Here is a 19,959-nt window from a genome sequence, read left to right as displayed (position 1 = left end):
GCCCGGCCGACGGGTCGCGGCGCTGTGCCAACGGTGGCGACAGCCAAGCTGACGACGCAGTACTCCTGACACCTTTGTGTCAGGGCACCGAGCACAACAGCAGAGGCGGATCGGCATGGCTGAGGTGACCGTGACCTCCCGACTCTGCTGACCGCTCGGTCCGTCAGGAGTCGTACTCGCCGTTCCACGGGGCCGAGAAGCCCAACCGATCCGGATAGAGCTCAGCCCAGTCGTGCTCGGTGTCCTCGTCCTTGTTCTCGTTCTCGGCGTGGCACTCCGTGATGAGGCCGAAGACCACGCCGTCGACGGTGAGCTGGAACGGCTGGATCGCGATGTCGCAGTACTCACGATCCGCGAGGCCGGCGAGGGCGTCGGCCAGGCGGGCTTCCGCGCGGGCGACCACGGAACGCTCGTCATGCGGACGCTGCATCTGCTCCGCCCAGGTACCGGCGCACCAGATGTCGGACTCCTGGTGGCGCCCGTCGTGGTCGAACGTGTGCAGGACGACGAAGAGCCGCTTCTGCTCCTCCCAGCCGTCCCCCGCCACGAACCCGTCCGGGAGGGCGTAGGTGACCGACGCCAGGAACTGGCCGCCGCCGAACCGGCCGATGGTGCTCGTTCGGTAGCCCGGCTCATAGGCGATGGGGATGATCTCGGGAACAGCCATGCCCGCACCCTAGACACCGGGTGAACCCCGCCCCGGACCGGGGCCGGATCCGTCTCACCGGTGGCTCCCATCCACGAGGCGCTGTGCGAGGCGGAGAAGGTTTGTCGGATACAGCACCGCTGAAAGCGGGAGAAGATGTCCGGCAGGTCCAGCCCGCCCCGCTCCAGCAGCGACTCCGCGACCAGGACGGCCATCTGCGTGTCGTCGGTGGCCTCTCCGGGATCCCAGCCACCGCCTCCGCACATCTCGCCGGCTCCGGTGCAGCGCGAAGCCGGCGGTTCGCCCTCGCGCTTCGTGAGAATCCGGGGAAGGGGCGGGCGTGCCCGGTGAGAGCGTCCAACTCCGGGCAGCGGTGGCCAGCACCGCTCGACGGCCGTTGGACGCCGCGGACGTCCGGGGCGCGCCGGTGCCGGTGCCGGTGTCAGAGACCGTGCCGATGTCCGTGCCCCGTGCCCAGTGCCCCGTGCCCGCACCGCCCCCCAACCGCACCGGGCCGCCGCCCTGCCCCCCACCCAGCGGGACATCCCGGATCGACGCGTACGCGGTGTCGTGGACGGGGCCGCCCGCCTCGTACCGCCCGCCCCCGATGTCGTACAACCTTTTGCGACGATCAGCGGTCCCACCTGCCGCAACGCGTGTTGCGCAGGTCCCGTGAGAGGAAGCCGCCTTGATCCACGCACGTCCCGCCCGCCGGCGGGCGGCCACCGCCGTCGTCACCGTGCTGGCCGTCACCGCCGGCGCCAGTGCCGTGTCGGCCGCCGCGTTCGCCGTACCGGCGAGCGGCAGCGCGACCGGTGTGGAGGCGGCGCACACCGCGGCCGTCGCCGCGTATCCGGCCAGGAGCACCGTCTTCGGCGTCACCGCCTCGGGCTTTCTGACCTCGACCGAGGTCCCGTCCATGGACGAAGCCGGCACCACGCACATCCGGCAGTGGGTGCGTGCGGACGGAGGCCCGGCCACGGATCTCAACTACGCCGCCAAGATCGCGAGCACCGGCTCGGGTGACATCGCGGCCTTCGCGGCGAGTTCCCGCGCATGGCTCAGGGACCTGGCCACCGGCAAGGACCTGCGCTCGGTCACCGTCGGCGGGGCCACCGCCTACGCGGGTGCCGCGGGCACGGCACTGTTCACCACCACGCTGAACGCGGAGGGGGACAGGATCCTCCACATGCACAGCACGACCAGCGGCTCGGCGAGGATGACCACGGGCCTCCCTGCCGACGCCGCCGACGCGACCGACGTCGTCGTCAGGCCCGGCACCGCCGAGCACGCACTGCTCACCTACTCCACCGGGGCGGGCGAATCGGCGAAGAGGCACATCGCGCTGCTGGACCTCGCCGCCAACACGGTGACCGGGACCTACGAGCTGCCGGCAGCCGCCCGAGGGGACATCGCCGTCTCGGCGACCCATCTCGCCTGGGCCCAGTACGACGCCGCCGACGACGTGACGGTCGTGGCCCTCGACCGCGCCACCGGGGTGTCCCGGTCGTTCGCGGTCGGCAACGCGTGGCGCCGCGACGTCCAGGTCGGACTGACCGACGGCTGGGTGACCTACGGAACGCGCAGCGGGCTCACCGACATCGAGCCGGACGCCCTGCACGCGCTGACCGCGCGCAGTCTCACGGACGGCACCACCACCCGCAGGCTCCTGGACCACACGCTGACGTCCGCCGTCGCCCCCGACGGCGCCCAGATCGTGCGCGGCGGCACGGTCGCGGGCGGGGAGGGCCTCTACCGGATCTCCCCCGGGACGGACGGCGCCGTCCCGACGGCCGAACTCATCGCGAGCAGCGGCGAGTCGACCGGGATGGCACTGGTGGGCGACAAGGTGCCGGCCACCGTCGACCTCGACGCCGCAGGTGGCAGGGTGCCGCTGGAGTGGACGCTGTCCCGCTACAACGCGAGCGTCACCGTCACCCTCCGGCACGTCCGCACCGGCAGGACCTCGGTCGCCGGCTTCATGCAGCCGGAGAACGCGGTCGTGCGCTACGACTGGCGGGGCGACCTCAACAACGACATCGGCGGTCCGGCCGAGAGCGCCTACAACGGCGACTACACCTGGACCGTCACCGCCACCCCGCTCAACGGCATCGGACCGCGGATGACGCGGTCCGGCACCTTCACCGTCACCCGCAAGGCCGCCGGGCACGACTACAACGACAACGGCGCCCCGGACCTGCTGCTGCGCGACAGCGCCGGCACCCTGGTGCGCGCCGACAGCTACTACAACCCGTGGATCAACCAGAACGGCCAGCTGTCCGCGGGCGAGCAGAAGACCGTCGGCAGCGGCTGGAACATGCACAACCGGATCGAGGCGGCCGGGAACCTGGCCGGCGACGCCAACGGGGACCTCGTCGCCCGCGACACGGCCGGTGTGCTGTGGCTCTACCAGGGCAGGGGCGACGGCACCTTCGCCGCCCGCGTCAAGGTCGGCGGCGGCTGGCAGACCTACCGCCACCTGGCCGGCGGCAGCGACCTCACCGGCGACGGCAGGCCCGACCTGGTGGCCACCGACACCGCCGGAGCGCTGTGGCTCTACCGGGCCACCGGCAACGCCGGCGCCCCGTTCGCCGCCCGCAAGAAGATCGGCCTCAGCGGCTGGCAGCAGTTCAACAGCATCGAAGCCACCGGCAACATCGCCGGAACCGCCGCAGGAGACCTCGTCGCCCGCGACACGGCCGGTGTGCTGTGGCTCTACCAGGGCAGGGGCGACGGCACCTTCGCCACCCGCGTCAGGATCGGCAGCGGCTGGAACACCTACAGCCACCTCGTCGGCATCGGCGACGCCGACCGCGACGGCCGCCCCGACCTGTTCGCCTACGGCCCCAACGGCACCTACCTCTACAAGGGCACCGGAAGCGCCACGAAGCCGTTCGGCACCAAGGAGGCGACCGCCCTGCCCGACATGGTCCTCAACCACACGGCCGTCGTCTGACCTGATCCCGGCACCATGGGTGCGCCCCGCCGTCCGGCGGGGCGCACCCATGGCGCGGCGCCCGTGTGACCGGGCGGGGGCGGAGAAGGCCAGCGTGCGCAGGCATACTCCGCGCCGGTTGAAACGTGAAAGAGATCTACCTCACAGCGGAACAGACGTACGAACACGCAGCGGTCCGCCAGCCATACTGACTGTCATGACACCGACGGCCACATCCGTGGGCGCCTGCTGTTCGCCGCCGCGCACCGGCGTCGACCGCCCGGCCTGGATGTCGCGTTCGGTCGACCTCCCCGGGCCCGTCGGCGCCGAGGGCGGACCGGTCGGCCGTGCCGTGTCCGCCGACCGGGAACTCCACCGCGAGCGGAGTCCCCTGACCGGCCCCATCGGCTCCCGCCCCGGTTCGTGCCCGCACCGCGTCACCCCGGGATGCCGCTCCGGTGACGGCTCGGTCCGCGCGGGCACGGGTGTCCTCCACGGCCGGCACCGGGACGCGGCCGTCCACCGCGACGTTCAAAGGATCCCGTCATGAACCTTCGCGAACTCGCCCGCATGTACGCCGACGGCGAGATGTCGACGACGGGGGTACTGGCCGAGCTCGGCAGGCGCGTGGACGTTCCCCTGTCCGAGGGGCAGCGCGGCCTGTGGGCGCTCGCCAGGATGGAGCCCGAGACGTACGCGTACAACGTGCCCGTGTGCTTCTCGTGCGCGGACGTGGACACCGCGGCGCTCCAGGCCGCGTTCCGCGACACGCTGTCCCGGCACCCGCTCCTCTCGGCCACGGTGCGCGACACGGACGACGGGCCGTGTCTGTCCCACACGGACGCGGACGGCTTCCTCGTCGAGCACGTGGACATCTCCGGTGTGCCGTCCGGTCGCGTGCTGAACCTCTTGCAGGACAGCGCGAGGCGGCCGTTCGACGTGGCCGGCGGTCCTTTGACCAGGCTGGCCGTCCTGCGCCGCTCCCCGTCCGAGGTCTACGTTCTGCTGGTCGTGCACCATCTCGTGATCGACGGTGTGTCGGGGCGTCTCGTCGTCGACACGCTGCTGAGTGCGTACCGGGCGCGGGCCGAGGGGCGGGACGTGCCCACCGAGGTGGACTCCGCCTCGTTCGGTGAGTTCGTCGCGTGGGAGCGGGACGCGCTCGCGGGTGAGCGCGCCGAGGAGGACCGCGCGTTCTGGGTGCGGGAGCTCGCCGGCGCGGACGTCCTCACGGGGTTGCCGTCCCAGGCGGCCCTGCCGCCGGACGCGCCGCACATCGGCGAGGTGTTCACCAGCCGGCTGACGAAGCAACAGGCCGCCGCCGTCGCGGCCTTCACCGCCGCACACGAGATCAGCCCGGGGATCTTCTTCCTGGCGGCCTTCCTGACCCTGCTGCACCGGTACACCGGAAGCGACGACCTCGTCATCGGAATGCCGGTGGCCGGGCGCCCGACGGAGCACTTCGACCCGGTCGTCGGCTGCTTCGTCAACACACTGCCCCTGCGGAGCCGGCCGGACGCCGCCGAGGAGTTCACGTCGTACGCCCGGCGCGTGCAGTCCACGGTGCTCGACGTGCTCGAGCACGGGACGTACCCGTTCCACCGGATCGTGGGCGATCTCGGTGCCCGGGGCGTGAACCCGCGGTCCCCTCTCTACCAGGTCGTGTACAACTACCAGGATTCCGCTCTCGCCGGATACCTGGGGGAGCGGGCCCGCGCCACCGGTGAGACGGACTTCGCGCTCGTCGAGGGGCTGTACCAACTGGGTGAGTACGACCTCACGGTGGACGTCGTTCCCGGTGACGGCTTCCTGGTGAACTGGAAGTACCACCCCGACGCCTTCTCGGCCCACGCCGTCGCGGGCATGGCACAACACTTCGCCACCCTGGTGGACGGCATCCTCGGCTCGGACGGGCAGTCGCCGACCGGCAGGCTGAACCTGCTCGACGACGAGGAACGGCGCCTGGTCGTCGAGGCGTGGAACCGCACGGAGGCGGACTTCCCCGCGCATCGCACGTGCTGGGACCTCTTCGCGGAGCAGGCGGAGGCGAACCCCGAAGCCCCCGCGGTCACCTGCGGGGAGCGCACTCTCACCTATCGCGAACTCGCCCACCGGAGCACGGTGCTGGCACAGGCGCTGACGCGCCGGGGCGTCGGCCCCGGGGACGTCGTAGGGGTCTGCTACGAGCGCTCACTCGACCTGGTCGTGGCCCTCCTCACCGTCATGAGACTCGGCGCGGCGTACCTGCCCCTGGACAGCGGCCTCCCGGCCGAGCGCCTCTCCTACATGGTCGAGGACAGCGGCGCGCACCTCGTCATCTGCCACGAGGCGGTGATGGACAGGCTGACCGCCGTGGGGACGACGACGGCGAGGCTGTACCCGACGGACCGTCAGAACGGCCAGGACGCCCCGGCACCCGCAGCCGCGGGGGAGACGACCGCCGGTACGCCGCACCCGCGAGCCTCCACACCGCCGGCCGCCTACATCATCTACACCTCCGGCAGCACGGGGAAGCCGAAGGGCGTCGTGGTCCCGCACACGGCACTGACCAACTTCCTGCTGGCCATGGCACACACGCTGGAAGTGACCGCCGACGACCGGCTGCTGGCCGTCACCACGCACAGCTTCGACATCGCCGCCCTGGAGCTCTACCTCCCGCTGGTCACCGGCGGGCAGGTCTGCGTGTCCGACGCGGCCACCGCCGCCGATGCCACCTTGCTGGCCGAGAAGATCGCCGCCTGGCGGCCCACCGTCATGCAGGCCACCCCGGCGACCTGGGCCATGCTGGTGCGCGTCGGATGGCGGAACACCGAGGGCGTCACGGTGTTGTGCGGCGGCGAGGCGTTACCCGACGGCCTCAAGGACCGACTCGTGGCGCGCGGCGAGGCATGGAACCTCTACGGGCCCACCGAGACGACCATCTGGTCGGCGGCCAAGCGGCTGCGCGCCGGGGAACCGGTGACCATCGGCGGCCCCATCGCCAACACCCAGCTGTACGTCCTCGACCCGTACATGAACCCCCTGCCCGTCGGCGTGACCGGCGAGCTGTGCATCGCGGGCGACGGAGTCGCCCTCGGCTACCACCGGAAGCCGGAGCTGACGGCCGACCGCTTCCTGGACAACCCCTTCGCGCCCGGACGGCTGTACCGGACCGGCGACCGCGCGCGCCGTCTGCCGAACGGCGAGATCGTCGTCCTGGGCCGGATGGACAACCAGGTCAAACTGCGCGGTCACCGCATCGAACCCGGTGAGATCGAGGCGGTGCTCGACGCCCGCCCGGAGATCGGCCGCAGCGTCGTCCTGCTGGAGCGCGTCGGCCCGACGGACCGGCTCACCGCCTATCTCACCCGGAGCGGGGACACGCCGGTCGACGTCGCGCTGCTGCGCGCGGAACTCGCCAGGACCCTCCCCGCCTACATGCTGCCCGCCGCCTACGTGGCGCTGGACGTCCTTCCGCTCACGGCGCACGGCAAGGTCGACCGGGCGAAACTGACCGAGGGCGCCCGGCCGGTGCCGCTCCCGGCCCCTGACAGCCCGGCCCCTGACAGCCCGACTGCCGAAAGCCCGGCCGCCGGCAGCCAGGCCCTCGACAACCCGGCCGTCGGCAGCCCGGTCCCCGGCAGCCCGGTGGCCGAGCTCGACATCGAGCGGAGCGTGCGCACGATCTTCGAAGAGGTGCTCGGCTCGCGTGACATCGATCGCGCGGCGGGCTTCTTCGACATCGGCGGAGACTCGTTCGCGGCCATCGAAGCGGTGGAGCGGATCAACCGCGAGTTCGGCTGCTCCCTGCGGCCCACCAGCCTCTTCGCGCACCCGTCCGTCGCGGCGATGGCCCGGCACCTGACGGGGCACCTGCCCGCCGCGCAGGCCCCGACGGCGGCGCAACCTGCCGAGCCCGAGCGGCACCGTGATCCGCGCCCCGCCGATCCGGTGGCCGACGACGCCTCGCTCGGTGACTCGATCGCGGTGATCGGCATCTCCTGCCGGTTCCCGGGAGCCGCGGACCACCGTGCGTTCTGGTCCTCGCTGCTGGAAGGACGCAGCGGCGGCACGTCGTGGTCGGCCGAGGAGCTGCGCACGCTCGGGGTGCCGGAGGAGTTGATCACCCGGACCGGGTACGTGCCGCAGCGGGCGGTCGTGGACGGCAGGGCGGAGTTCGACGCGGCGTTCTTCGACATCTCCCCCCGCGACGCCGAGTTCATGGACCCTCAGGCGCGCCTGCTGCTGCAGCACGCGTGGCAGGCGCTGGAGGACGCCGGATACCGCCCCGAGGACGTTCCCGGGACCAGCGTCACCACGTCCACGAGCACGAACTTCTACCAGGCCCTGCTCCCCGCTCTGATGGCGAACGCCTCCGGCCCGCGGGTCCTGGCCGACTCGGAGACCTACGCCGCGTGGCTGTTCGCCCAGGGCGGCACGGTGCCCACGATGATCTCCACGAAACTGGGCCTGCGCGGCCCCAGCATGGCGGTGAGCACCAACTGCTCCTCGGCGCTGAGCGCGGTGCACATCGCCTGCCAGGGACTCCTGGCAGGCGATGCCGACCAGGCGATCGTCGGCGCGGCCAGCCTGTTCTCCGCGGGTGACCTGGGATACGTGCACCAGCCGGGCCTGAACTTCTCGAGCGACGGGCGCAGCCGCGCGTTCGCCGACGGCGCCGACGGGATGTCCGGCGGTGAAGGCGTCGGCGTGGTCGTCCTCAAGCGCGCCCGTGAGGCGATCGCCGCCGGCGATCACATCTACTGCCTGATCCGCGGCATCGCGGTGAACAACGACGGCGGCGACAAGGCGGGGTTCTACGCGCCCGGTGTGCGCGGCCAGGCCGAGGTGATCCGCAAGGCCCTCGACAAGGCGGGCACCGACCCGTCGACGATCCGCTACGTCGAGGCGCACGGCACGGGCACGAGGCTCGGCGATCCCATCGAGGTCGCGGCGCTGACCGAGGCCTACCGCCACTACACGGCACGCAGCCAGTACTGCGGCATCGGCTCGGTCAAGAGCAACATCGGCCACCTGGACGCCGCCGCGGGGATCGCCGGCCTTGTCAAGGTGGCCCTGGCCCTGCGGCACGGTGAGGTTCCGCGGACCCTGCACTGCGACGTGCCGAGCCCGGAGATCGACTGGGACGAGTCGCCGTTCTTCGTGGCCGACCGGAATCTGCCGCTGGACGGCGACGGGCCCGCGCGGGCCGGACTCAGCTCCTTCGGGATCGGCGGCACCAACGTGCACGCCGTACTGGAACAGGCGCCGACCGGTGCGCCGGCCGCCGCCCGGCCCGGCCCCCACACGGTGGTCCTCTCGGCCCGTGACGGGGAGCGGCTCGCCGTACTCGCGCGGCAGCTTCTGGAGTTCCTGCCGGGATACCGGGACGCGCACGGCGATCTGGCGTCGCTCGCGTACACGCTGCAGGTCGGGCGGCGGGCGATGGCCGCACGCGTGGTCCTCGTCGCGAACGACGTCGACGGGCTGATCGCGAACCTTGCCGACTACGTCGAGCGCGGCGCGCTCGCAACAGTGTACGAAGGCACGGCCCGACGGCCCGAGGACCAGCTGCTCGGCCTCTTCGATCGCCCGGGGGAGCTGCGGGACCTGGTCGCCGGGTGGCTCGAACGCGGTGAGTGGGACAAGATCGCGCCCCTGTGGGTCAACGGCGTCGACGTCGAGTGGCACCTCCACCACGGCGCGAATCCGCCGGCGCGGGTGAGCCTGCCGACGTATCCGTTCGCCACGAAACGGTACTGGCCGGCCGCCGAGGCGGTGCCGGTTCCCCGGGCCGCCGGCCCGCTCGACGCGGTGGCGGTTCCCCGGGCCGCCGGCCCGCTCGACGCGGCATCGCTGCTGGTGGCCGCGGCCGGGTCCGAGAGCGTCGAGACGTTCCTGTCCGGTCGCGCGTCCGCCACGGAGGAGATGGACGGCCTCGCGCGCCCGCTCGTGCTCGCCCAGCTCGTGGCGGCGGGACTCTTCGACAGGCCCGTTCGGCGCGATCTGATCGGGCAGGGGATCACTCCGTCGCTGGCCCAGTGGCTCGACCACACGGTAACCGTGCTGCTGGGCCACGGAGAACTCGTGCGCGAGGGCGCGTTCGTGGCGCCCAGGAAGGATGCGCCGGGCCCCGAACAGGCGTGGCGCGCCTGGCGCGCGTGGAAGGACGCCCGTGCCGACGACGCGGAGCTGGCGGCCAAGACCGGCCTGACCGAGCGCATGATCGAGTCGTTGCCCGCGATCCTGTCCGGGCGTACGAAGGCCACGGCCGTCATGTTCCCGGGCGGCTCGTTCGAGCTGGTCGAACCGGCGTACCGGGGAAACCCCACGGCCGACTACTTCAACGAGGTGACGGCCGGCGCGGTCCGCGCGGAGGTGGACGCCGCCCGCCGCGACGGGATCCGGCTGCTGGAGATCGGAGCGGGCACCGGCAGCACCAGCGAGCGCGTCTTCGCCCGGCTGACGGGCCGCGACCTCGCCGAGTACCGCTACACGGACGTCTCGAAGGCGTTCCTGACCGACGCGGAGCGGCGGTTCGCCGGCCACGTGCCGTACGTGTCCTTCTCGGCCTTCGACGTGGAACGGGAGCCCGGTGCACAGGGACTTGCCGTGGGTGGCTACGACATCGTCGTCGCCAACAACGTCCTGCACGCCACCGAGGACATCGTGCGGGCGGTGCGCCATGCCGGAGCACTGCTGAGGCCCGGCGGGGTCCTCGTGCTCAACGAGCTCGCCCGGAACGACTGGTGGTCGCACCTGACCTTCGGACTCCTCGACGGGTGGTGGCGGTTCACGGACGGCAGGCGTATCCAGGGCGGACCGGCGCTGTCCGCGGACTCGTGGCGCGAGGTGCTGCGGGAGTGCGGGTTCGACACGGTCGAACTCCTGGCGGAGCCCGCTCGCGCCCTGGGCCAGCAGGTGCTGCTCGCGCGCGCCGCCTCGCCCGTCCCGCGCCGGGAACCGCGGCCGGCCGCCTCCGGATCGCCCCAGGAGCACGTCCGCGCGGCCGTCGAGCGGATCCTCGCCGAGACGCTGAGGCTGACAGCGGACGACCTCGCGGCCGACAGACCCTTCGCCGACTACGGACTGGACTCGCTCACCGGCGTCTCCCTGGTGCAACGGCTCAACGAGTCGCTGAGCACCGACCTCGACCCGAGTGTGCTGTTCGAGAACCCGTCGATCGGGCGGCTGACGCGGTTCATCGTCGAGGAGGAAGGCGCCGCCGTCGCGGCGGTGTTGTCCGAGCCGGCGGTGTGGTCCGAGCCGTCAGCGTTACCCGAGCCGTTCGCCGTATCCGGGGGCGACCAGGGATCCGAGCCGGCGGTGTTACCCGAGCGGTTCGCGGTGCCCGAACCGTTCGTGTCACCCGGGCCGGCGGCCTTACCCGCGGTACCCGCCGTAGCCGTGGCGTCCGCGGTACCGGTGACGTCCGCCTTACCCGTGGCGTCCACCGCATCCGGCCCGTCCACCGCATCCGGGGCGTCCGCGGCGTCCGGGCCGACGGGCGGCGGCCGGGAGCCCGTCGCGATCGTCGGCATGAGCGGCCGGTTCCCGGGCGCCGGGGACACCGACGAGTTCTGGGAGCTGCTGGCCTCCGGCCGGGACGCCGTCTCGAAGGTGTCCCGCTGGGACCTCGCGTCGCTGGGCAGTGTGTGCCTGGACGGCGGCCTCCTCGACGGCGTCGACGAGTTCGACCCGCTCTTCTTCGGGATCTCGGGTGCGGAGGCGCTCTACATGGAGCCGCAGCAGCGGCTGTTCCTCCAGGAGGCGTGGCGGGCGCTCGAGGACGCGGGCCACGCGGGCGAGTCGCTCGACCGCGACCGGTGCGGCATCTACGTGGGCTGCGCCGCGGGCGACTACCTGGATCTGACGGGGCCGTCCGACTACCCGGGCCAGGCCCTGTGGGGCAACATGAACTCGCTCGTGCCGTCCCGCATCGCCTACTACCTTGACCTGCACGGGCCGGCGATCGCGGTCGACACCGCATGCTCCAGCTCGCTGGTCTCCCTCTACCTGGCGTGTCAGGCGCTGTGGGCGGGCGAGGTCACCACGGCGATCGCGGGCGGGGTCTACGTCCAGAACTCGCCGCGGCTGTATCTGGCGGCGTCGCGCGCCGGGATGCTCTCCCCGACGGGCCGGTGCCGTTCGTTCGACCGGGCGGCCGACGGATTCGTGCCCGCCGAGGGAGTCGGTGCGCTGATCCTCAAACGGCTCTCGGACGCGGAGGCGGACGGCGACCACATCCACGGTGTGATCCGTGGAATCGGGATCAACCACAACGGCACGACGAACGGGATCGCCGCGCCGAACGGGACCTCGCAGGAACGGCTGATCCGGCAGATCTACCAGGACTTCGGCATCGACCCCGCGGGGATCGGGCTGGTCGAGGCACACGGCACCGGAACCAAGCTCGGCGATCCGGTGGAATTCCGGGCGCTCGACCGGGCGTTCCGCGGCTTCACGGACGCCGAGCGGTTCTGTTCGCTCGGCTCGACGAAGGCCTCCATCGGCCATGCGCAGGCCGCGGCCGGCGTGATCGGCGTCATCAAGGCACTGCTGGCGATGAGGCACGAGGTGATCCCCGGTCTGCCCCACCACACCGCGACGAACCCCAGTGTCACCTTGGCCGGCAGTCCGTTCTTCGTGCACACGGAGCCGAGGCGGTGGGCCGTGCCCGAAGGCGGCAGGCGGCGCGCCGCGATCACCTCGCTCGGTGCGAGCGGAACCAACGCCCACGCTGTCGTCGAGCAGGCGCCGGAGCCGTCCCCGCCGCCGCCGAACAGGCAGGACGGGGCCCGGTTGATCGTGCTGTCGGCGGCGACGGAGCACGCCCTGCGCGAGCAGGTGGCCCGGCTCGCGCGTCACTGCCGTGCGCACCCGGGCCTCGACGCCGGCGATGTGAGTCACACGCTCCTGCTCGGCCGCAGGCACCTGCGGCACCGATGGGCGAGTGTGGTCCGGGACATCGCGGAACTGGAGAGCCGGTGCACCGCCTGGCTCTCCGGGCAGGACGTCCCGGCGCAGAGCGCGGACCCCCGCTTGCGGGCACTCGCCCAGCAGTTCCTCGACGGTGCGGCACCGGATTTCGCCGAACTGTTCCGCGACGGCCGCTACCGGCGCGTCCCGCTGCCCGGCTACCCCTTCGAGGGGGAACGCTATGCGCTGCCCGTCCGCGCTGCGGCGGACGCCGGGCCGCGGCGCGGCGGGGGAGTCCTCATCGGCGACGAGTTCTACCCGGACGGGCCGCGGCGCGACGGGGCAGTGCTCACCGGCGACGAGTTCTACCTGCGTGAACATCAGGTGCGGGGAGCCGGGATCGCCCCGGGGGCCATGTACCTGCACTGGGTCGCGGCGGCGGCGGGACGGACCGCGGGCGAGACGGTCCGCCTGCGCGACATCGTCTTCCTGCGACCCCTCGCGGTGCCCGGGGCGCCACGCGCCCTGCGGGTGGATCTCCGCGCGGACGGCGACGTCACCCGGTTCACGGTGTCCTCCACGGAGTTCACCGCGTCCGCCACGGAGTCCGCCGGGGACGAGCCCGTTCTCCATTGCCAGGGCGAGGTGTCCGCCGCGGAGCCGACGGCCGCGCGGGCGCTCGATCTGCCCGCGCTGCTCCGGGAATTCCGGTCCACGGCATTCGACCCCGCGCGGTTCTACGCCGAGTGGCGGGAGCGCGGCATCGCCTACGGTCCCACGTTCCAGGGGGTCGTGGCGGTGCACCGCGGCGACGACGCGGTGCTCGCCGAACTGCGGCTGCCCGGCACGGCATCGGGAACCACGGAGGGCCCCCTCCCGCACCCTGCGCTGATGGACTCGGCGATGCAGTGCATGCGCCTGCTCGACGACGACGGCGACGACCGGGTCGGGTTGGTGTTCGGCATCAAGTCGGCCGAAGTCCTCGCCCCCGGCGCGAGGGCGATGTGGGCCCTGATACGCCGCGGCGAGGACGCGCGCGGCGCGGAGCGGATCGACATCGACCTCGCGACCGGCGACGGCACGGTGTGCCTGCGGCTGCGGGGCATCGTGGGCCGTCGGACCGAGCGGACGCCCGACCCGGCGGACGGCGTCGCCACGCTGGTGCCGGTGTGGGATCCCCTTCAGCGGACGGAATCCGCGACGTGGCCGCTTGACACCGAGTCAGTGGGCGTCATCGCGTCCCCGGGGCGGGCGCGGGACGTCCTCCTCGCGCGCCTGCCGGGCGCGCACGTGGTCGCGGACCCGGCGGGCAGTGTGTACGCGGACCTGGAGACGTCCTTCCGGTCCGTCCCCGAACTCGACCACCTGATCTGGGTCGCGCCCGGCGCCGAGGACGACCGGTCCGGTGCGGGCGTCGTCGATGGCCAGTCCAGCGGCTCGCTGCACGCCTTCCGCACGGTGAAGGCCCTTCTGGCCGCAGGGTACGGCGACCGCCCCCTGGGCCTGACCCTGATCACCGAGCGGGCGCACGCCGTCCACGAGGCCGAGACAGTCGACCCCGCGCACGCCGGTGTCGCCGGCCTGGCCGGGTCGACCGCGAAGGAGTACCCGGCCTGGCGGGTGCGGATGGCGGACGTCGACGTCTGCGACGCGCCGTCGCTCGCTGCCGTGCTGGACCTGCCCGCCGACCCGGACGGCAATCTGCGCATCCACCGTGACGGGCGATGGCACGGGCAGCGGCTGCTGACGGTGCGGCCTGCCGCGCCGGCGTCGTCCCGGCTGCGGCAGGGCGGCACGTACGTCGTCGTCGGCGGGGCGGGCGCCCTCGGCACGGTCATCAGCGAGTACCTGATCCGCCGGTACGGCGCCCGGATGGTGTGGCTCGGACGCAGGCCGCGGGACGCGCGGGTCGAGGCCGCCATCGCCCAGGCGACCGGCACGGACGGGCCCGCGCCCCTGTACCTGCGGTGCGACGCCACCGACCTCGCGTCCCTGCGCGCGGCGAAGGACGAGATCGTCCGACGGTTCGGCGCGGTGCACGGCGTCATCCACTCGGGCCTCGTGTTCTCGGGGGCGAGCCTGGCCCGGATGAGCGAGGCCCAGTTCGAGGACGTGCTGCGCGGCAAGGTCGACGCGAGCGTGCGGTGCATGCAGGTGTTCGGCGGCGAGTCGCTCGACTTCGCCCTGTTCCTGTCCTCGATCAACTCCTACCTCAAGGCCATCAAGCAGGCGAACTACGCGGCCGCCTGCACGTTCCTCGATTCCTTCGCACTGACCGTGCAAGGCCGCTACGGCACGGCCGGCAAGGTGCTGAACCTGGGCTACTGCTTCAACAACGCCCCCACCGGGTCGGAACAGGGCGCGGTCGTCGGAGCGCAGGCGCCGCTCATCCGGCCGGACGAGCTGACGGCGGCGATCGAGCGGCTGTGCGCGGCGCCGGTCAGCAGGCTGACGCTGATGAAGTTCAGTCCCGTGCTCAACAACCGGGGCATCGTGCTGGGCGACGACGAAGTCGTCCTCCCCACGGCCGTACCGCCGCCGGACGCCGTGCCCGCCGACGTCCGCGAACCGGCGGCGGCGACGGGCGGCGAACTGGAGCGGCTGCGCGCCCGCCTCGCCGAGCTGACCGCGCTCGCGATCTGATCGCGGCCTCCGAAGGGACTGATCATGAAACAGCTGCTGCTCGACTTCCTCTGGTCCCATCTGCGCGGGCTCGGCGCGTTCCGTGCACCCGGGCAGACCCCGGAGGCCGCACGGGAGTCGGCAGGTCTCGCGCCCGCGTACGGCGCCTGGTTCGACGAGTGCCTGCGCCTCTTCGAGGCAGCGGGCCGGATCGAGCGGCGGGACGGCAGGATCCTGCTCGACGGCGCCGTGCCGGGCCGGCCGATCGAGGAGCTCTGGCGCGAGTGGGAGACGGTCAAGCCCACGTGGCAGGGGAATCCCGACCTCGCGGCCACCCACCTGCTGGTGGAGACCACCCTGCGTGTCCTCCCCGACATTCTCGGCGGACGGCGACCGGCCACCGAGGTGCTCTTCCCCGGGGGATCACTGGAACTGGTGCAGAACGCCTACACGACCAACCCGGCGTCGGCGTTCTTCAACCAGGTGCTGGCCACCGATCTGGTGGCGCGGCTGCGACGCCGGGCAGGGGTCACGCCTGATCCCGCGCGGATCCTGGAGATCGGCGCCGGCACGGGTGCCACGACCGCCGTCGTCCTGGAGGCACTGCGGTCGGCGCGGCTGGACGTGGGCGAGTACTGCTACACCGACATCTCACGGGTCTTCCTGAACCACGCGGACAGCTCGTTCGGTGCGGCCAATCCCTCACTCACCCGCACGATCCTGGACATCGAGCGCCCCGTGGCGGAGCAGGGCCTCACCCTCGGCGGATACGACGCCGTGGTCGCCGCCAACGTCCTGCACGCCACCCGGGACATCCGCCGCACCCTGCGCAACGCCAAGGCGCTCCTTGTGCCCGGGGGACTGCTGGTCCTGAACGAGCTGACCGCGAACAACCTGCTCAGCCAGTTCTCGTTCGGCCTCCTCGACGGATGGTGGCGCTATGAGGACCCCCACCTGCGCATCCCGGGCAGCCCGCTGCTCTCCACGGCGCTCTGGCGCCACGTGCTGACGCAGGAGGGGTTCCGGGCGATCGCTCTGCCCGCGCAGGACGCCGAGGACCTGGGACAGCAGATCATCGTCGCCGAGAGCGACGGCGTCATACGGCAGGCGACGGCCCGACCGCGCCCCGCCGCGCCGCACGAGGCGCCGGTGCGCGAGAGTGCCTCACCGGTGCGCGAGAGCGCGGCGCGGACCGTGGCCGGCCACAGCACCGACAGCGAGCCGGCAGACCGGCTGCGCGTCCACATCGAGGCGGTCGCGCTCGATGTGCTGGCGAAGGCCTTGGACATCCCGCGGACGAGGATCGGGCGGGGCGACCCCTTCTCGGACTTCGGACTCGATTCGATCTTCGCGGTGAACGTGGCCCGGACCCTCGGCGCCACGCTCGGTATCGATCTCGACATCACGGTGCTGTTCGAGCACAACACGCTCGCCGAGCTGGGCGGATTCATCGTCTCCGAGTACGCCGAGGACCTGCGGGATGTGCTTCCTCCGGAGCCCGCGCCGCCGGACCGGACCCCTGACCCCGTGCACCCTCGGCCTCGGGCTGAACCGGACCGGGCGCCCGGCCCCGTGCACTCTCGACCTCAGCCTCAGGCCGAGGTGGACGAGCCCGCGCTCGACGGCATGGCGATCGTCGGCATGGCCGCACGCTTCCCCGGGGCCGACGACATCGACGCGTTCTGGCGGATCGTCGAGCAGGGCGGACGGTGCATCACCGCACCGCCGGAGAAGCGGGCGGACTGGGCGGGCCACGGCGACGAGGCAGCCGCGCTGCGGGGCGGGTTCCTCGACGGGGTGTACGAGTTCGATCCGCTCTTCTTCCGCATGTCGATGACCGAGGCGCGCCAGGTGACCCCGGAGCTGCGCCTGCTGCTGATGACGTCGTGGAACGCCGTCGAGGACGCGGGCTATCGGCCGTCCGAGCTGCGGAAGCGGCCCACGGGCGTGTTCGTCGCCACGACGCAGAGCGAGTACCGGCCCGCGGCCACGGACCTGATGAGCCTGCCGTCGCCCGCGATGGTGCCCAACCGGATCTCGTACCTGCTCGATCTCAACGGCCCCAGCGAGCAGTGCGACACCACGTGCTCGTCCTCTTTCGTGGCCCTGCACCGGGCGATCCGGTCCATCCGCGACGGCGAGTGCGAACAGGCGCTCGTCGGCGGGGTCAACCTGGTGATGTCGCCCGCGGGATTCGGCGGGATGCGGGCCGCGGGGATGCTCAGCCCGCACGGCGACGTCCGGCCCTTCCAGGAGGGCGCCGACGGCACGGCGCGCAGCGAGGGCGTCGCCGCCGTACTCGTCAAACCACTGCGCCGGGCCCTGGAGGACGGGGACCACGTCCACTGCGTCGTGCGCGGCACCGGCGTGGCCCACGGCGGCAGGGGGGTGTCCTTCACGGCACCGAACATCAAGGGCATGAAGACGGCCGTCGCGCGCGCCTGCGCCGACGCCGCGATCGATCCGGGCGCCGTGGACTACATCGAGACCCACGGCATGAGCTCGGCTCTGGCGGACGGCGCGGAGCTGGCGGCGCTCGGCGCCGGACTCCGCAGCCAGGACGACGGCGCGGACGACGGCGCGGACGACGGCCCGGACGGCGGCGCGCACGTGACGTATCTGGGCAGCGTGAAGCCCTGCATCGGGCACACGGAGGTGGTCTCCGGCCTGGCCGCCCTGGTGAAGACCGCGCAGGCGATGCGGCACGGTGTGATCCCGGCGCTCCCGGGCTTCGGGCGGCTGCACCCCGACCTCTCCCTCAAGGGGACGCGGATGCGCGTCGCCACGCGGAACCTGCCGTGGCCCGAGCGCACCGACCACGCCGGCCGGCCGCTGCCGCGCCTTGCGGGCATGCACAGCTTCGGGATCGGCGGTGTGAACGCGCATGTCGTGCTGGAGCAGCACATCGCCCCCGCGGCCCCGGACGACGAGCCGGGCGCGCAGGTCCTCGTGCTCTCCGCGCAAAGCGTCGACGCTCTGCGCGAGCGGGCGCGCATGCTGATGCACCGGCTCGCCGGGGCGGATCCGCGCTCCTGGGCGGACATCGCGTACACGCTGCAGGTCGGCCGGGAAGCGATGCGCTGCCGACTGGCGTTCGTGGCGCCGAGCACCGACGAGGCCGCGCGCGTGCTGGGCGGCTGGCTCGACGGCGACCCGGACACGCTCGCCCGCGTGAGGTTCGCCGACGGCGTCGACACGGCCGACGGCGCGGGGCACGCCGGGGATCCTGCCCGGCTCGACCACGCGGCACAGCTCTGGGTCGCGGGCACGTCCGTCGACTGGGCCCCGCTGCGCCGCGGCGCCCGGCGCAGGCGGATCACACTGCCCGGGTACCCCTTCGCCCGGCTGACGTGTTTCGCCGAGCAGGCGCCGCGGCCGGACCGGGCCCGGCACGAAGGCGCCGGCCCCCCGGACAGCGTGGACGGCGAGGCATTCGTCGCCGAGCTCGTCGCCTCGGTGCTGGGCCTGGCGCGCCACGAGATCGACGGCACGAGGTCGCTCGCCGACTACGGTCTCAACTCCCTGCTCCTGGTCGCGATGCTGGGCCGGATCAGCCAGGTGTTCCCGGGCTTCCGGCCGGAGTGGTGGCAGCCGCACGACACCTTGGACGACGTGGTCGCGAGGCTGTCCGGGGCGGCGGTCCGCTCCGGGCAAGCGCCTGTGCAGGGGCACGTGCCGGCCCCGGAGCTGGTGCGCCTGAACGGCGCGACCGAGGGCAGGCCCGTCTTCTGGATCCACGGCGCCCTCGCCGGTGTCGAGTCCTACCGCACGATCGCCGAGCGGATCGGCCGCCCGTTCTACGGCATCCAGGCCCGCGGCCTGCTGACCGAGGACGCGCCGATCGAGGGCGTCGCGGCCATGGCCGACCACTACACCGCCGTCATCCGCTCGGTGCAGCCCGAGGGGCCGTACGACATCGGCGGATTCTGCCTCGGCGGCATCGTCGCCTACGAGGTGACCCGGCGGCTCCAGGCGCAGGGCCAGGACGTGGCCTCGCTGACGATGGTGGACTCGCCGGACGGGAACGGCCTGGCGAAGTCGAACGCGAACGGGTTCCAGTCGGCGCGCAGCGCGGCGCTTCAGGTCGTCAACTCCCTGCTCTGGCCGGCGGGGGAGAGGGACCCGGCGGTCCTGCGTGCCCGTCTCGTCCACCGGGACGAGGTCGCCGAGGAACTGGACGAGGACGCGTTCGTGGGGCGGCTCGCGGAGCTGGCGGCCGAACGCGGGCTCGCCATGCGTCCTGCCCAGATCGCGCGGTTCACCAGGCGCAACATGGCGATCCAGCTCGCCTACCGGCTGGGCGAGCACACCGTCGGGCCGCTGCCGCGGCCGCGAGCCGTGGCGTGCACCTACTTCCGCAACCTGCGCGGGCTCTTCCTGGGCGAGGTCGAGCCCTACTTCCAGGTCGCCGGTGAGACCTTCTCCCTCGACCACGTGGACTACCGGCAGGACTGGGAGCGCGAGATGCCGGGCCTTCGCCTGGTGGACATCGACGCCGCGAACCACATGACGATCCTGAACGACGCGGGCCCGCTCGCCGCGATCGAGGAGACATGCGTGGCGCTCTACGCGCCCGACGAGATCGGGGACTTCCGTGGCTGACCAGAGTGCCGTCCGGACGCACGACCGCCACGAGCCGGTGGCCATCGTCGGCATCGGCTGCCGGCTCCCGGCACGGATCGAGGACCCGGCCGCACTGTGGCAGGCGCTGCTCCAGGGCGTCGACGCGGTGCGCCAGGTGCCGGCCGGCCGGTGGAACGCCACCGCGTGGGCCGAAGCGGAGGCGTCCGGCGGGGCGGCGAACCGCCGGGGCGGATTCCTCGACGACGTCACCGGGTTCGACGCGGACCACTTCGGC

General features: G+C 72.7%; 6 protein-coding genes and 1 pseudogene. 5 read left to right on the top strand and 2 right to left on the bottom strand.

Translation table 11 applies throughout. The features are described from left to right. Positions 1 to 163 precede the first annotated feature (163 nt). The gene (locus JE024_RS00035) at positions 164 to 667 is read right to left on the bottom strand and encodes a hypothetical protein (RefSeq protein ID WP_205371571.1); all 504 of its coding nucleotides are present in this window, start codon (positions 665 to 667) and stop codon (positions 164 to 166) included. Between the two features lie 71 nt (positions 668 to 738). Beyond that, positions 739 to 918, bottom strand: a pseudogene (locus tag JE024_RS00030) (ADP-ribosylglycohydrolase family protein); the annotation flags it as partial. Positions 919 to 1,334: 416 nt separating this feature from the next. On the opposite strand from JE024_RS00030, the gene JE024_RS41865 reads away from it, so the two are divergent. The 5 genes from JE024_RS41865 to JE024_RS00005 all read left to right on the top strand — a co-directional run. Then, the gene (locus JE024_RS41865) at positions 1,335 to 3,602 is read left to right on the top strand and encodes an FG-GAP repeat domain-containing protein (protein WP_205371570.1); all 2,268 of its coding nucleotides are present in this window, start codon (positions 1,335 to 1,337) and stop codon (positions 3,600 to 3,602) included. 196 nt (positions 3,603 to 3,798) lie between these two features. Next, positions 3,799 to 4,131: a hypothetical protein gene (locus tag JE024_RS00020; protein ID WP_205371569.1), complete on the top strand. Its 333-nt coding sequence runs from the start codon at positions 3,799 to 3,801 to the stop codon at positions 4,129 to 4,131. Further along, complete coding sequence (locus tag JE024_RS00015; protein ID WP_205371568.1) at positions 4,128 to 15,122, top strand: non-ribosomal peptide synthetase; 10,995 nt, start codon at positions 4,128 to 4,130, stop codon at positions 15,120 to 15,122. The genes JE024_RS00020 and JE024_RS00015 overlap by 4 nt, the downstream gene beginning before the upstream one ends. A 24-nt stretch (positions 15,123 to 15,146) precedes the next feature. Continuing rightward, entirely contained in the window at positions 15,147 to 19,703 is a 4,557-nt protein-coding gene (locus JE024_RS00010; protein ID WP_205371567.1) for a beta-ketoacyl synthase N-terminal-like domain-containing protein, read from the top strand. Continuing rightward, positions 19,696 to 19,959 (top strand): beta-ketoacyl synthase N-terminal-like domain-containing protein (locus tag JE024_RS00005; RefSeq protein ID WP_205371566.1); only part of this gene is annotated, 264 nt, incomplete at its 3' end. The genes JE024_RS00010 and JE024_RS00005, both read left to right, overlap by 8 nt.

Source organism: Streptomyces zhihengii, from assembly GCF_016919245.1.
Classification (GTDB): Bacteria; Actinomycetota; Actinomycetes; order Streptomycetales; family Streptomycetaceae; genus Streptomyces; species Streptomyces zhihengii.
This window is presented reverse-complemented; position numbering and strand designations above follow the sequence as displayed.